At 73.3% G+C, this 14,221-nt stretch carries 12 protein-coding genes; 7 read left to right on the top strand and 5 right to left on the bottom strand.

Going from position 1 to position 14,221, the window contains the following annotated elements; all coding sequences use genetic code 11:
* Nucleotides 1-20 precede the first annotated feature (20 nt).
* Nucleotides 21-926 (top strand): universal stress protein, encoded by a 906-nt coding sequence (locus ACFY3N_RS19380; protein WP_390817910.1) that lies wholly within the window; start codon nucleotides 21-23, stop codon nucleotides 924-926.
* A gap of 163 nt (nucleotides 927-1,089) precedes the next feature.
* On the opposite strand, the gene ACFY3N_RS19385 is transcribed toward ACFY3N_RS19380, so the two are convergent.
* The 4 genes from ACFY3N_RS19385 to ACFY3N_RS19400 form a co-directional block, all read right to left on the bottom strand.
* Nucleotides 1,090-2,085, bottom strand: a complete 996-nt coding sequence (locus ACFY3N_RS19385; protein WP_390817911.1) for an Acg family FMN-binding oxidoreductase — start codon at nucleotides 2,083-2,085, stop codon at nucleotides 1,090-1,092.
* Nucleotides 2,086-2,098: 13 nt separating this feature from the next.
* Nucleotides 2,099-2,974 carry a pyridoxamine 5'-phosphate oxidase family protein gene (locus ACFY3N_RS19390; protein WP_390817912.1) on the bottom strand — a complete coding sequence of 292 codons (876 nt, stop codon included), beginning with the start codon at nucleotides 2,972-2,974 and terminating at the stop codon, nucleotides 2,099-2,101.
* Between the two features lie 144 nt (nucleotides 2,975-3,118).
* Nucleotides 3,119-3,580 (bottom strand): Hsp20/alpha crystallin family protein, encoded by a 462-nt coding sequence (locus ACFY3N_RS19395; RefSeq protein WP_390817913.1) that lies wholly within the window; start codon nucleotides 3,578-3,580, stop codon nucleotides 3,119-3,121.
* Nucleotides 3,581-3,707: 127 nt separating this feature from the next.
* Complete coding sequence (locus ACFY3N_RS19400) at nucleotides 3,708-3,992, bottom strand: DUF1876 domain-containing protein (RefSeq protein WP_390817914.1); 285 nt, start codon at nucleotides 3,990-3,992, stop codon at nucleotides 3,708-3,710.
* Between the two features lie 1,032 nt (nucleotides 3,993-5,024).
* On the opposite strand from ACFY3N_RS19400, the gene ACFY3N_RS19405 reads away from it, so the two are divergent.
* From ACFY3N_RS19405 to ACFY3N_RS19425, 5 genes are all read left to right on the top strand, one after another.
* Nucleotides 5,025-5,852: a universal stress protein gene (locus tag ACFY3N_RS19405; RefSeq protein WP_390817915.1), complete on the top strand. Its 828-nt coding sequence runs from the start codon at nucleotides 5,025-5,027 to the stop codon at nucleotides 5,850-5,852.
* A gap of 234 nt (nucleotides 5,853-6,086) precedes the next feature.
* Nucleotides 6,087-6,956, top strand: coding sequence for a universal stress protein (locus ACFY3N_RS19410; protein WP_390817916.1), 870 nt, complete (start codon nucleotides 6,087-6,089; stop codon nucleotides 6,954-6,956).
* Nucleotides 6,957-7,326: 370 nt separating this feature from the next.
* On the top strand, nucleotides 7,327-7,824 hold the full coding sequence (locus ACFY3N_RS19415) for a flavodoxin domain-containing protein (protein WP_390817917.1): 498 nt from the start codon (nucleotides 7,327-7,329) through the stop codon (nucleotides 7,822-7,824).
* Between the two features lie 252 nt (nucleotides 7,825-8,076).
* Complete coding sequence (locus ACFY3N_RS19420; RefSeq protein WP_390817918.1) at nucleotides 8,077-9,426, top strand: PP2C family protein-serine/threonine phosphatase; 1,350 nt, start codon at nucleotides 8,077-8,079, stop codon at nucleotides 9,424-9,426.
* A 297-nt stretch (nucleotides 9,427-9,723) separates the two neighbouring features.
* Nucleotides 9,724-10,341, top strand: coding sequence for a hypothetical protein (locus ACFY3N_RS19425; protein ID WP_390817919.1), 618 nt, complete (start codon nucleotides 9,724-9,726; stop codon nucleotides 10,339-10,341).
* Nucleotides 10,342-11,084: 743 nt separating this feature from the next.
* On the opposite strand, the gene ACFY3N_RS19430 is transcribed toward ACFY3N_RS19425, so the two are convergent.
* Nucleotides 11,085-12,071: a trypsin-like serine peptidase gene (locus ACFY3N_RS19430; protein ID WP_390817920.1), complete on the bottom strand. Its 987-nt coding sequence runs from the start codon at nucleotides 12,069-12,071 to the stop codon at nucleotides 11,085-11,087.
* A gap of 484 nt (nucleotides 12,072-12,555) precedes the next feature.
* Here ACFY3N_RS19430 and ACFY3N_RS19435 point away from each other — a divergent pair, with 484 nt between their 5' ends.
* A complete protein-coding gene (locus ACFY3N_RS19435; protein WP_390817921.1) occupies nucleotides 12,556-14,205 on the top strand; it encodes a M6 family metalloprotease domain-containing protein in 1,650 nt (549 codons plus the stop codon).
* The last annotated feature ends 16 nt before the right edge of the window (nucleotides 14,206-14,221 follow it).

Here is a 14,221-nt window from a genome sequence, read left to right on the forward strand (position 1 = left end):
GGAACGAAGGACCGAGGATCATGAACACAGCCGTCGGACGAGGAAACGGCGGGTTTCTGGTCGTGGGCGTGGACGGCTCCGAGCCGAGCCTGCGCGCCGTCGACCTGGCGGCCGACGAGGCGGTACTGCGCGGGGTGTCGCTGCGGGTGGTGTACGCCTCCCTGTGGGACCGGTACGAGGGGGCCGCGCTCGCCCGGGACATCGGCCGTCCGGCGGGGCCGCCGTCGCCGCGGGACGTCGCCGACGCCGGCGCCCGCCGCGCCCTCGCCCGGCACCCCGGCCTGCGGGTGACCGCCGACGTGGTGCCCGAGGAACCGGAGTACGCCCTCGTGCGCGAGGGACGCGGCGCCGCCGCGCTGGTCGTGGGCGCCCGGGGGCGCAGCGGCCTCGCCGAGATGCTGCTCGGCTCCGTCGGCCTGGCCGTCGCCGCCCACGCCGACTGCCCGGTGATCGTGCTGCGCGGCAGCCAGGACAACCGGGCGACGCCACCGGCGCACGGCCGCGTCGTCGTCGGAGTGGGCGAGGACGTCGAGGAGCCGGCGGCCGTGCGCTTCGCCGTCGAGGAGGCACGACGGCGCGGGGCGGCCCTGGAGGCCGTACGGGCCTGGCGGTGCCCCGCGCGCGAGAGCACCGACCACGCCCTGATGACCGGTGAGCCTGCCCGCCTGCACGAGGAACGCGCGGCCGAGGAGCTCGAGAGGGCGCTGCGGGACGTCCCGGCGGACCTCCGGGTGCACCGGCGCACCGCCGAGGGCCACGCCCGCCGGGTCCTCCTGGACGCCTCGTACCGGGCCGACCTGCTGGTCGTCGGCGCCCGGCGCCGGGACGGGCACGTCGGGCTCCGGCTCGGCCGGGTCGCCCACGGGCTGCTGCACCATTCCGCCTGCCCGGTCGTCGTGGTGCCGCACCGCGGGGGTGACGCCTGACCGGCGGCGTGCCGCTCCGGACCAGCGGCACGCGGGAACCTCCGACGGGTCGGCCGCCGTCCCCGGGATGCGGCCGCGTTCCGGCGGCGAATCCCTCGTCGTCCTCCACGCGGACGCCGGGCAGGAGAGCCGCGCGGCCCTCCGGCAGCCGAAGGCCCGCCGGTCAGGGTTCGATGTCGAGGATGTCCGGCACCGGACGCCGCGGGGTGTCGGGGCCCTTGGGACCGTATCCCAGGCGCAGCACGATCTGCGTGTACCCGGTCCCGGACACGGGGTCGCGCAGCGGCCAGCGCAGGTCGCTCCACTCGAGGGCCTGGGTGGCGAAGGAACTGGACAGGCCTTCGAGGGTGGCCAGCAGGAGGACGCGTTCCATGGCCTGGCCGGCGCGCAGCCAGTCCTCCGGGAGGTCGCGCGGGGTGCTGAGGACGGCCAGCTGGGGGCTGCGTTCGAACTCGACCGCGGCACGGCCGGCCACCGGCCTGTTCCCGGCGAAGTCCCGCATGGGCGCCTTGCCGCCCAGTTTGCGCGGACCGAAGGCGTAGTCGGGCACCCCGTCGGGAGCCGTGCGCACGGCGGACGGCGTGCCGATGCGGGTCCACCGCGCCAGGTCCTGGTCGCTGCCGCGGTCCGTGAGATTGCGGGCCTCGGCCTCCTCCAGCAGGTCCAGCACCTCCTGCAGGTGCCAGGAGGACGGGAAGGCGAGCACCGCACCCTCACGATCGGCGGCGTCGGCCAGGGCCGTGCGCACCCGCGGGGGAATTTCCGTCTCGTCGAAGGGGTAGCGGCTGCTGTGCCGTTGGGCGATGGCCGGGTACAGCGCGGCGAGCCCGCTCTCCCCGCTGCCGAGGCCGGTGGGCCGTACGACGGCGAGCAGCGTCGGATCGGCCGGATCGGGCAGCAGCCGGGTCTCCGGGTGCCATCCCTCGTGGACCAGCGCGACGCGCAGATTCAGCAGGGCGGCGCCGCAGCCGAGGTGAAGGGCCCGCTGCTGCGGGTCGGCGTGCGGCAGGACCCGGCCGGGATCCGCGTGCACCCGGAAGGTGCGGCTGCCGCGGGAGTAGCGGAAGCGCCAGGGCTGGACGTTGTGCATGGACGGAGCGGCGGCCGCGTCGCGCACGAGGGCCGTCACCCGCTCGTCCGGCAGTGCTCGCTGGTTCACCGGAGCCTCCTGCTCACTGGTCGGCCGGAGTGATGCGACGTCCGGTGAGGCGCGTGGGCCGGATCGACACCCACATCTCGCGCTCGCCCCCGGCCCACGGCGTGGTGTGGGCGTGTTCCGTCAGCCGTCGCACCTCGGCGGGTTCGGTGACGGTCCGCGCCGGGCCGACGGCCAGCACGCTCCAGCCCCGGCTCATGACCTCGTCCAGGTGGTCGACCTCGAAGGCGATGTCCGATCCCACGGCCGCCGCGGGCACGGAGCCGGGCGCGGTCCTGAAGACGATCGCGTCGTCGACGACCTCGTAGTTGACGGGGACGACCGCGGGCCCCTCGGGCGTGGCGACCGCGATGCGTCCGACACCGTGCGTGGAGAGCAGGGCGCGGCACTCCTCCGGTGCGAGGTCGTGGAGCCGCGGGTGCAGCAGCGCCGTGCCCTGGCCGGGCGGCAGGTCGCTGCCGCCTCCGCGCAGTGCCTGCACGCTGGTGCCCAGCGCCGCGGCCAGCCTGACGAGGGTCGCCAGGCTCGGATCGCCCGGGTGTTCCTCGAGGTACGCGAGGTAGTCCGGCGCCATCCGGGCGCGACGCGCCGTCTCCTCCCGGGACAGGCCCTGCCGTTCGCGTTCGGTGGCCAGCCGTCGGCCGATGTCGCCCGGGTTGGGAGCGCCGGTACCGGTACCGGGGGCGGTACCGGGGCCGGTTTCGTGTCCGAGGTGCCTGACATGCGCATCGGGCCCGGGGAAGACGAGCGTCACCTCGTGCGTGTCCGACCAGCGCACGTCGTACGGGGGTGTGCCGTCGGCGTGGTGCAGTCCGACGATCTCGCCGTCGCGCCTGGTGACGCCGGTGGCCGGACTCTCGATGACGAGTTGATCGCCCAGGTGGGCTCGCATGGCCGCCGTCCCTTCCTCAAGATGCCGATGCATCCGACTGGCCCCCCTGACACGCTCTTCACGACGGACCGCCGGGAAACGGAGGAGGCGGGTACCGGCCCGTCGCGGCTGTACGGTCCGCGCGGCCGGCCCCGCTCCTCCCGCTCAGCCGGAGATCTCGATCCGGTGCGGCTTGGCCTTCTCGGCCTTGGGCACGCGCACCGTCAGCACTCCATTGGCCAACTCCGCGGTGATGTGTTCGGTGTCGACGTGGGAAGGCAGACTCGTGCGGAAGTCGAACTCCCCGACGTGCCGCGCCTGCCTGCGGAGCACGCCCGTGCGCTCCTTCTCCTCGATCTCTCCGTGGACGTCGAGTTCGCCGTCCCCCACCTCCACGGTGATCCGGTCCTTGTCGACGCCGGGGAGCTCCAGCTCCACCAGGTAGGCGTCCTCGGTGTCCTCGACGTCGGCAGGCGGCGCCCACGCCCCGCCCCCGGAGAAGGCACTGCCGGGGAACGGGAGGGCGGAGTGCATGAACTGGTCCATCCGGGTGCGCAGTTCCTCGAACTCCCGGAGCGGGTCCCATCCGGAGACGGAACCCCTGCCGCGGTGCACTGGAAGCGTCATCGGTCGTCCTCCTCGGTGTCCGATCCGCAGCGCGTCCGGTCGCGCAGACGGATCCGCTGTTCACCGGGCCGGGTACCCCGGGCGGGCCCCGGACCCGGAGGGTTCCAGGCCGGGGCGTGGAACGCGGTCACATCGGCCACCCGACGGCCGGACGGGGGTCCGGCCGGGCCGTGCCCGTGTCCCGGACGTCGCGCTCGGCGATGTCCAGCAGTTGCCGGCCGAGATCCTGCATGGCCCTGCCCGCGGCCAGCTCGTCGCCGATCTCCGGTACGTCCGGGTCCGCCGGGTTCCGGCGCGCGGCCCCGTGACCGGTGAGCACCGTGGTTCCGGTGTCGACCACCGCTCGGGCCTTCGTGGTTCCCTCCTCCTCGAAGAGGTAGAGGCGGGCTTTCCATTCCAGGGTGTGCGACATGTGCCCTCCTTCCTCGGCCCGCGACGGACCTGTGGGGCCCGGACGCGGTCCGTTCGCCCGTCCCCTGCGCCGGGCCCTCCGTCTGCCCGGTGACACGGCGCCGGACTTCGCCGGCGGGCGCGCCCGCCCGGCCGGAGGGCGACGCACGGGGGCGGTACGGTGGCCCGGACCCGGCGGACGGACGGCGGCAGCGCGGCCCGGTCCGCGGCGAGCCTCTTCGGGCACTCGTCGAGCCGGGACCTGACACCGGTGCGCTGTCCGTGCCGCATCACCGTCTCCAGCAGAGGCGCCCCGTCGCGCGGTGGCCGCCCGGCGGCGGGACCGATCCCGTCGGTGCGGCCGGGACGACGGAACACCTGTTTCCGTCCGGGCGCCGTCACCTTCGCCGACGACGGCTTCATGACCGGTCGCCCGTCGTACCCCACCATTTTGCAGGCCCGGTCCGGATACGGCGCGTCGGCCGGGACCCCTGCGCGCGTGCCGACCGCGTGGACGCCCACCGGCGCCCCGGAGCGGACCGGGCCCTCCACGGCGTACTCGTCGGACCGCCGCCGGTGACCCGCACGCCGACCGGGCCCTCTCGCGGTCGGTGGTACGGGGAGAACGACCGGTGCGGTCTCCTCGGGGATGGTTCCCCCGCCCACGGGTGCTCCTCACGGCGCCACCCCTCATCCCCCGGCTCGCGGAGCACGGCGCCGGTCGCACGTGGACGGGGCAACACGGCCCGGTGGACGGGCGGCCCTCACGGTGGGCGGCGATGGAGCCGAGGGCCGCCCGCTTCTTGCGGACCCTCATCGCACGGTGCGCGGTCTCGCTCCGCTTCTCCGTGCCTCGTGTGGCCCTCGGCTCATTTCCATGACACCGCCGTCCGCCCGCCGGCCGTAGGGCCGGACGGCCCTGACCGACGGGGCCGGCCGGCCCCGTGCGACGCGGAGCAGGGCCGGTCGGACCCACCCGGGGACCAGCGGCCCCTCCTGCCGCCCGACGAGGGCCGCGAGAGTGGAACCCCACCCCATGCAGGAGGCGTCCCCCATGATGTCCCCCACCGTCGCCGTCGGACTGGACGGCTCGTGCGAGAGCCTCGCCGCCGCGGACTGGGCCGCCCGTGAGGCCGCCCTGCGCAGGGCCGGACTGCGCCTCGTGCATGTCGGCGAACAACAGCCCTCCTCCTACGTGCCGTTCGCCGGAGAGGCCGTCGCGCTGCCGGAGGACGACCGCTCGGCGCGCATGCTGCGCGAGGTGCGGGGCCGCCTCGCCCACCGCCACCCGGGTCTGCGGATCGGCGCGGACCAGGTCGACGGTCGCACCGTGACGGGACTCCTGGCCGCGGCGGAGGAGCACGGGCTGCTGGTGCTCGGATCGAGGGGGCTGGGTCTCGCGGCCGGTTTCCTCTTCACCTCCGTGGCGTCGGCCGTCGTGGCCAGGACCAGGCGGCCCGTGATCCTGGTGGGCGCGGAGGACGGGCACCCGGCCGTGCGGGACGGTGCCGGGAGCACCCGGCACCGCGACGTCGTACTCGGCCTTCACAGCCCCCATGACGCGGTCCTGGACTTCGCCTTCGACGCCGCCTCCCGGCGCCGCGCGCCCCTCCGCGTGATCCATGACGGGAGCGACGCACCGCTGCCGGAGCTGATCGGCGTTCTGCGGCCGTGGCGCGAGAAGTACCCCGACGTCGAGGTGGCGAACGAGTGTGTGGTCGGCCGGCCGGGCACCCACCTGACGGACGCCTCCCGTGACGCCTCGCTGGTCGTCGTCGGCCGCCGCACCCGTCACACCGCGCTCGGACTCCACATCGGCCCGGTGACCCAGGCGGTGCTCCAGCACGCCGTCGCGCCCGTCGCCGTGGTCCCCCACGACTGACGGGGACGGGGAGCCGGCCGCCCCGCCGGGCCGGCCGGACGGGCCGCGCCCTGCCGTACCACGCGCGGTGCCCGGCGGCGGTCGTACCGCACGCCTCCGGGGGGCCGTCCCGAGGGCCGGCGGGGGACATGGGTCCGACGGCCCTCCGGGTGGGCCCGGTGGCCCCTGGCCCGACCGCCGTCGCCCGCGGGACCCTGATATCGGGGGAGAGGGCCTTTTCCGGAGGTGTACGTCATGCTTTCACCTGTTGCTGTCGGGGTCGACGGTTCCCCCGAGAGTCTCGCCGCCGCCGAGTGGGCGGCCCGCGAGGCCGCCCGCCGCGGACGGCCGCTGCGGCTGCTGCACGTGCGCAACTGGCACCCGCGCCAGGACGGGACGCAGATCGCCCACGCGGCCGAGAAACACCTGGCGCGGCGAGTCCTGCGGGAGGCGGAGGAACACGTCCTGGCCGTCTGCCCCGAGGTGCGGGTGCACGACGAGCAGGCCGAGGGACCGGCGACCGCCGCCCTGGTGAAGGCGGCGGACGACGCCGAACCGCTGGTGCTGGGATCGCGCGGGCTGAGCCGTGTCACCGGACTGCTCGTGGGCTCGGTCGCGCTCTCGGTCGTGGCGCAGGCCACCCGTCCCGTCGTCCTCGTACGGGCCGGCACGGCGGGAGGAACGCCCGGTACCGGCCGGCGGGACGTGGTCCTCGGCGTCGACGTCACGGAGCCGTGCGACGAGGTGATCGAGTTCGCCTTCGAGGCGGCCCGCCTGCGCCACACACGGCTGAGGGCGCTGCACGCCTGGCGCGCGCCCGACCCGCTCACCCTGGGACCGGGTGAGATCGGCCTGGTCGACGATCCGGAGCGGGCCGAGGAGTGGCTGTGCTTCCTCTCCGCCGTGCTCCAGGTGTGGCGCGACAAGTATTCCGACGTGGAGGTCCTGGAGACCGTGGTCGACGGCAAGCCCGCGAGGGCTCTGGCGAAGGCGGCGTCCGGTGCGGAACTGCTGGTCGTCGGACACCGGCTCACCGACCGCCCGAGGCTGCCGCGCACCGGACCGGTCACCCACACCGTGATCCAGCACGCCGACTGCCCGGTGGCCGTCGTACCCCACCACTGACCCACCGGACGGATCCCCGGGCCGAGGCGGAGAACGCCGGACCGTTCGTCCCCGGCGGCCGGAGAGCCGGCGTGGCCGGCGGACCCGTCACCGGAACCGGTGCCTCCGCCGGCCCCGCCGGAGTACGGGTCCGCGCCGAGCCACCGCGGTCACCCGGGGGATCAGCCCGCGGCGGGAGACCCGTCCCTCCGAGCGGCTGACACGGGCTCCCGACGCGCCGGGGCTGTACACGCCATGGCGGGAACATCGCCGTGAGCCCTCGACCGGCTCGGCTGGCGCCTGGGCGGTGCCCGGCTACAGTCGAACGAACGGGTGCCGCGCCGCGTGGCCGTCCACCGGCCGCGCGGGCTGTGAGAGGAGGCGGACCGCCATGCCGAAGAACGTGCTGGTCGCCTACGGGACGACGAACGGATCGACGGCGGAGATCGCCGAGACCGTCGCCGGAGTCCTGCGCAAGGAAGGGCTCACGGCCGAGGCGCGGGCCGCCGGGTCCGTCCCGAGTACGGCGTCGTACGACGCGGTCGTGGTCGGCGGCGGACTGTACGCCGGCCGCTGGCACCGGGACGCCCGCCGCTTCGTCCGCCGCCACGGCAAGGACCTGGCCGGACGTCCGCTGTGGCTCTTCAGCAGCGGACCGCTCGACCCCTCCGCGTCGCAGCGGGAGATTCCGCCCGTGCCCTGGGTGCGGAAGGCCGTGGTCCGGCTCGACGCCAGGGACCACGTCACCTTCGGCGGCTGTCTGCGGGAGGGCGCGAAGGGCTGGGTCGCCCGGATGATCCTGCGCAGCGGAAAGGGCGGGGACTTCCGCGACTTCGGCCGGATCGAGGCGTGGGCCGCACACATCGCTCAGGAGCTGACGCGCGACTGACGGCGCGGAAGACCCGGCAAGGGCCGCTGCCCCTCCGCGTGCTCGTGCGGCGGCAGCCGCCCGGTTTGGCCTCGCGCACCGGCTCCGGGGCCCGCCCGTCCCCGCCGGGAGCCGTCACGGGGCGCGCGGCGCGGACGGGTTTGCCGCCACCGCAGACGGGGAGTCGGCCTGCGTGCGGAAGGCGGGAGCGCGGGTCACGATGTTCTGGGGCGCGTGATCCGGTGCCCGCGCCCGGTGTGCGAAGAGAGGTGGATGGCCGTGGCCCGGGACGACGGCCGGTGGCGCCCGGAGCTCCCCCGCCCCGGTGAGGAGAAGGACCTGGATCGCGGCCCCGACCGGGTCGGCCACCCGGACAGAGCACAATGGCGCATGTCGGGCCTGCTGAGCGCGGTCCTGTCCGTCAGCCGGGAACTGGAGCTGCCGGTGGTGCTGCGACGGATCGTGAGCACCGCGATGGAACTCGTCGACGCCCGCTACGGTGCTCTGGGCGTGCTCAACGACGACGCGACAGCCCTGGAGGAGTTCATTCCCCTCGGCCTGAGCGACGGGGAGTACGAGGACCTCGCCGGTTCCGAGTTCCCGCACGGCCGGGGTCTGCTGGGACACCTGATCCACCATCCGGAGCCGCTGCGCGTACGGGACCTGCAGAGCCACCCGGAATCCGTCGGCTTCCCGTCGGGCCACCCTCCGATGCGCACCCTGCTCGGGGTGGCGATCGGCGCGCGCGGGCGGATCTACGGAAACCTCTACCTGTGCGACCGTTTCGACGGCGAGCCGTTCGACGACGAGGACGAGGCCGTGGTGACCGCACTGGCCGGTGCGGCGGGCATCGCCATCGAGAACGCCCGCCTCTTCGAGCGGACCCGCGCTTCCGCCGAGCACTTCCAGCGGCTGCTGCTGCCCACCCTGCCCGACCTCGCGCCCTTCTCGGCGGCCGCGGTCTACCGGCCCGCCACCGCCCCCGGCCACCACTTGGGCGGGGACTGGTACGACGCCCTGCTGCTCCCGGACGGCAGCTGCGCGGCCATCATCGGCGACGTGTTGGGCCACGACCTGACGGCAGCCGCGGCCATGGCGCAGATCCGGAACATGCTGCGCGCCCTGCTCTACGACCGCCGCACCCCGCCCAGTCTGGTCCTGCGCCGCCTCGACCACACCCTGCACGCCATCACCGAGGCCCCGGTCACCACCGCCTGCCTCGCCCGCGTCGAATCCGACGGGAACGACTGGCACCTGCACTGGTCCACCGCCGGTCACCTCCCGCCCCTGGTCGTCACCGCCGAGGGGCGCACCCGCTATCTCCACGCCGAACCCGGCCTGCCCCTCGGGGTCGACGACGCGCTGCCGCGGCCCGACCACGTCCACCCGCTGGCGGCGGGGGACACGGTGCTGCTGTTCACCGACGGTCTGGTCGAGCACCCCCGCCGGCCCCTGGACGAGTGCATGGACGAACTCGCGGCCCTCGTCTCCGCCCACCACCACCGGTCGCTCGACGAACTGTGCCGTGTCCTGGCCGACGGGCACCCGAGCGACGGGCACGACGACCTCGCCGTCCTCGCCCTGAGACCCCCTCCGCGTCCCGGCGCCGACCGGGCGGGGTGACGGCGGCCCGGTCGAACGCGAGGGCGATCACGGCGGCGGTCGAGCCGGTACCGCGGGCCGGTCCCCATGGCCGGCACGACCCGGGCCCCGGCACGTCCGTGCGCCGCCGCGTCCCGTTCCGCGTGCAGTGACGCGCATGCGGTGACGAGCGTCCGAACGGTGGTGCGGGGGACGGGACGTTCGGACCGCCGACCGGGCCTGCCGGCCCCTTCGGCCGACGCCGCGGATGCGGGACATTGAAAGCGCAAAGAGACCGGGAAGACCTCAAAAGCAGCTCCCTCGAAGGGGATGACCATCATGGCAGTCCACCACCACCCGCACCGGTACTCAGGGTTCCGCTTCCCCTCCCTGCACAGGGCCGGGACGGCACCGGCGGGGGCCGAAACGACGACCGCGACCGCCACGAGCGCGTACGTGTTCGCCGGACTGCGGCTGCTGACCGGGTTCATCTTCCTGTGGGCGTTCCTCGACAAGACCTTCGGTCTCGGCTACGCCACGCAGTCCGGCAAGGGCTGGATCGACGGCGGGTCGCCCACCCAGGGCTTCCTCAGCGGGGTGGCCGTCGGGCCGATGGAGTCCACGTTCCACGACTGGGCCGGAGCCGCCTGGGCGGACTGGCTGTTCATGCTCGGCCTGCTCGGCATCGGCCTCGCTCTCACCGCGGGCATCGCACTGCGGCTCGCCGCCGTGGCGGGCACCGTGATGATGGCGCTGATGTGGATCGCGGAGTGGCCGCCCGCGAAGCACCTCTCCGACGGGTCGGCGAGCATGTCGACCAACCCGTTCGCGGACTACCACGTCGTCTACGCCGTCGTCCTGATCGCCCTCGCGGCCGTCGGCGCCGGCGCCACATGGGGGCTGGGCAGGGCCTGGGCGCGACTGCCGTTCGTCAGCCGCAACCGCTGGCTGCTCTGACCTCCGCTCCGGGCCCTGGGCGCCGCCGCGACAACGCGGCGGCGCCCAGGGCTTCGGCCCGCCCCCGGCCGGACGCACCACCCACCCCGGCCGGCGCCCGCACGAACTGATCGGAGTGTCCGCAGGAACGCCGGGGGAGAACGCGGCGGACACCACGGCGGTACCGGCACCACGGCTGTACCGGCCGGCAGCGGCATGGTCCGGCCTTCGGAGTGCTGCCGGGGCCGGAACCGGCGATCGGGGAGGCCGCTGCCCGGCTGCTGTCCGGCGGGAGGCCGACCGGCATCCAGGTGTTCGGCGGCGGGCGCTCCGCCCGGGGTGCTGCGTACGCGTCGTCCTCGTACCTGCCGGAACGGGGCGCGTCCGCCCCTACGCTGGAGTGATACGACTGGTACGTGTACCGACGCGTGCCGTGCATCCCAGGAGGCGACGATGCCCGATCCGATTCCCCCCGCCGACTGGGAAGAACACTTCGGGTCCGGCCCTCGTCCGGCCCCCGAGGACGCGGTTCCTCCTCGGCCGGACGCCGTACGGGTCACCCGGGCCGAGGACGCCGGGGAGGACGAGAGCCGTACGGCCGCGCACCCGGGCAGCGGCCTGCCAGAGGAGGCGTCGCCCCTGCCGGCGCCGCAGCCGCGGCCCGGTGATCAGCCGCGGCCCATGTGGCGGCGTCCTCCCGGCCGGCGGGACGACAAAGGAGAACCGACGGGCGGCTGACGGCTCCCTGAGCACGAGTCGAGGGATCAGGGTTCGACCGTGCGCGCGTGGGCGACCAGTTCCCTCAGCGCGGACCCGCCTCCCGCGGCGTTCGGACCGCCCGCCATGCCCCAGTTCTCGGCGCTCTGCTCGGCGACCACGTGCGGGCCGACCTCGCCGGTCCACCAGCCGAAGTACGGGCCGCCGGACTGGCCGGGGAAGATGTCGTTGCGGTGCATGATCCGCAGTCCGTTCCGCCCCGCGAAGGTCTCGTTGACCGTGCTGTCCATGACGCAGTTCGCGGTGTAGACCGGCCGGAGACCCGAACCGATGTCGCCCGGGTAGCCGATGTGCGACCAGTACGCCTGGCCGTTCCAGGCGGACGTGTAGTCATGTGCGCTGCCCATCCATCCGGTGGTGTCCCCGAGCGGGCTGCTCAGTACACAGACCGCGTAGTCGAAGGCGGCCTCGTTGGACGAGATGCCGTCCGCGCCGTTCACCCGCTGCCAGTGGTAGACGCGGGTGACATGGGCGGACCCGAACGGGGCGCTCGTGTCGTACTGCATCGGGGTGAAGGTCATCCAGTCGGCACTGCCGTCCGCGCGCCAGGGGACCACATGGCTCGCGGTGACCATGTGACGACGCCCCACCATGACCCCCGATCCCGAGCCGCCGGGAACGGCGACGCGTCCGCAGGTCCGCCAGGGGTAGCTCGTGTCATAGATCACTGTGCGGGTGTCCGGAGGGAAGACCGTGGTCGGCTCGCCCCTCTCGTCCTGCGCGCCCTGGGCCCGCCTCCACAGCCGGGGCCTGACGCCCTCCGGTCGCAGCAGTTGCGGGAGCGCGCGCAGGGGTGCGCCCTCGGGCCGGTAGGGCTCATTCCCGCTCTGCCCCTCGGGCCGTCCGACGAGGTCGGCCTCGGAGATGACGACTACCTCGGGGCGGGGTGGAAATCTGTGCTCGGTGGTCTCCTGTACGGCGGCCATGGGTTCGAGGGTCGAACCCCAATTCTCCGGCGGAATCGGCTCGGACATCTCCAATGGTCCTTTCGGCGAAGGGGAGTGCGGACACATATTACGGATAAGGGGTCGGGAGGGCGCGAGTTGAGAAAGGAGTCACCAATGACCACGCGTCCGGCCCTTTCCGCCGATCGGGAAGGATGCCGTGCACCGACCGGGCGGCATTACTGTTCCGGTGTTTCGTCGGTCGAGGAAGGGCGCATGCAGCCATGACTTTGGCCTCCATGGTGTCAACCCGCTCTGATACGCCTGTGCGCACTCGGACGACGTTCTGGAAGGGCGCGACCGATTCCAGGAACTGGCTCCGATCCGCGCATTCGAATGGTGCCCGAATGCCGCGGACGCGAGCTCATGGACGACTCTCATCCACGAGTTCGTCACCGCTTCAAAAATTTGCGCTGTAACTAAAAGGAGATCGCTTTGACAGGCTCCTCCGCTGCGCGCCTACTGGAGAAGAGGGGGAAAGAGCGCGATTTTATCAGAGGCAGGAGGAAGTATCATGGCTGAAAGCCCTGCTCCCAGGGGCGCTGCGGCCGCCGTGTGGTCGGATTTCTGTGCCGTCTGCCCCAGTCCGGAGGCGCGGGACAGGATGAACGAGGAACTGCGCAGGCTCCGGAGTACGTCGCCGATGGCCCGGCAGTTCGTGCCCAGCGGGCAGCCGCGGGTGCCCGGATTCGATGACAACATCATCCTTCCTCCCGAGATGTTCACGGCCGGCACCCCCTCCGGGGCCCTCCGCAGGGCGGCTGCCGAACGTGCCCCGCTCAGGGGTACCGTCCGGGTGGTCGTCGTGCTGGCGGACTTTCCGGACAAGGAGATGACCGCGGGCAAGGAGCACTTCGAGAAGCTCTTCTTCTCGGAGAACGAGCTTCCGCACGGCAGCGTGCGCGACTACTTCCGGGAGGTCAGCCATGGTCTGGTCGACATCGTCGGCGAGATCATCGGTCCCGTACGGTTGCCACGCAAACTCTCCTGGTACACGAACGGGAACTTCGGCATCGGCAGGCCGACCGGAGAGCCCCGCGCGCAGCTCATGGCGCGTGACGCCGCGGTGACCGCCGACCCGCTGGTCAACTACGCTCCCTATGACAACGACGGCAACGGATTCGTCGACGCCTTCATGGTGCTCCACTCCGGATCCGGCGGTGAGGCCACCCTCGACCCGGGGGACATCTGGTCCCACAAGTGGGTCCTGCCCAACACCTTCCATGCCGACGGCGCCAACATCTTCGCGTACCTCACCATCCCCGAGGACGCCAGGATCGGCGTCTGCGCTCACGAGCTGGGGCACCTGCTCTTTGGCCTGCCCGACCTGTACGACGCCGACGGAAGCTCCGAGGGCGTCGGCAACTGGTGCCTGATGGGCGGCGGTTCATGGGGCGGCGGAGGAGAAGTCCCGACCCATCCGTCCGCCTGGTGCAAACTCCGGCAGGGCTGGGTCGACCAGGTGGACGTCACCGAGGCCGGCCGTCTCACGCTGCCCAACGTGCAGGTCAGCCACCAGGTGCACCGGGTATGGACCGACGGACTGCCGGACAAGGAGTTCTTCCTGCTCGAGAACCGTCAACAGATGGGCTACGACGTCTCGTTGCCCCACCACGGCCTGCTCGTCTGGCACATCGACGAGGGCCGGCCGGACAACACCGCCGAACCGCATTACCTGGTGGGTCTCGTCCAAGCGGACAACAAGCACGACCTGGAGTGGGGCCGGAACCGCGGCGACGCCGACGACCCGTATCCCGGGACCAGCGCCAACACCTCCTTCACCCCGACCAGCCGGCCCAGCTCCGTCTCGTACGACGGAGTGCCCACGGAGGTGTCCCTCACGGACATCTCGGAGTGCCGCACCCTCATCACGGCGTCCGTCTCGGTGAGCGCGGCACCTGCGGTACGGGCCCCGGGGGTCCCCGCCGGCGCCCGCGCCCGGGAGGAGGGGATCGGACTGCCCGCACTGGCCCGGAACCTCGACGACCTGCGGCAGCGCCTCGCCGACCTGGAGCGGACGATACGGCGGTATCCGTGGCAGAGCGTCGAGGCCTATCTGAGGGAGATCTCGCACTCGGCTACGGCCGGCAGTGAACCGGCCGGAGCGAAGGGCGGCGGCGTGCCCGGCGGCATGTCCCGCTTCGACACCCCGCGCAGCCACTGACCGGCGGGGCGGTACT

It is taken from the genome of Streptomyces sp. NPDC000348 (assembly GCF_042898795.1).
Classification (GTDB): domain Bacteria; phylum Actinomycetota; class Actinomycetes; order Streptomycetales; family Streptomycetaceae; genus Streptomyces.

Excerpts from the sequence above, each read along its gene's own strand:
- ACFY3N_RS19380 (WP_390817910.1), top strand. The coding sequence starts at position 21 with ATGAACACAGCCGTCGGACGAGGAAACGGCGGGTTTCTGGTCGTGGGC.
- ACFY3N_RS19390 (WP_390817912.1), bottom strand. The coding sequence starts at position 2,974 with ATGCGAGCCCACCTGGGCGATCAACTCGTCATCGAGAGTCCGGCCACC.
- ACFY3N_RS19395 (WP_390817913.1), bottom strand. The coding sequence starts at position 3,580 with ATGACGCTTCCAGTGCACCGCGGCAGGGGTTCCGTCTCCGGATGGGAC.
- ACFY3N_RS19400 (WP_390817914.1), bottom strand. The coding sequence starts at position 3,992 with ATGTCGCACACCCTGGAATGGAAAGCCCGCCTCTACCTCTTCGAGGAG.
- ACFY3N_RS19405 (WP_390817915.1), top strand. The coding sequence starts at position 5,025 with ATGATGTCCCCCACCGTCGCCGTCGGACTGGACGGCTCGTGCGAGAGC.
- ACFY3N_RS19410 (WP_390817916.1), top strand. The coding sequence starts at position 6,087 with ATGCTTTCACCTGTTGCTGTCGGGGTCGACGGTTCCCCCGAGAGTCTC.
- ACFY3N_RS19415 (WP_390817917.1), top strand. The coding sequence starts at position 7,327 with ATGCCGAAGAACGTGCTGGTCGCCTACGGGACGACGAACGGATCGACG.
- ACFY3N_RS19420 (WP_390817918.1), top strand. The coding sequence starts at position 8,077 with ATGGCCGTGGCCCGGGACGACGGCCGGTGGCGCCCGGAGCTCCCCCGC.
- ACFY3N_RS19425 (WP_390817919.1), top strand. The coding sequence starts at position 9,724 with ATGGCAGTCCACCACCACCCGCACCGGTACTCAGGGTTCCGCTTCCCC.
- ACFY3N_RS19430 (WP_390817920.1), bottom strand. The coding sequence starts at position 12,071 with ATGTCCGAGCCGATTCCGCCGGAGAATTGGGGTTCGACCCTCGAACCC.
- ACFY3N_RS19435 (WP_390817921.1), top strand. The coding sequence starts at position 12,556 with ATGGCTGAAAGCCCTGCTCCCAGGGGCGCTGCGGCCGCCGTGTGGTCG.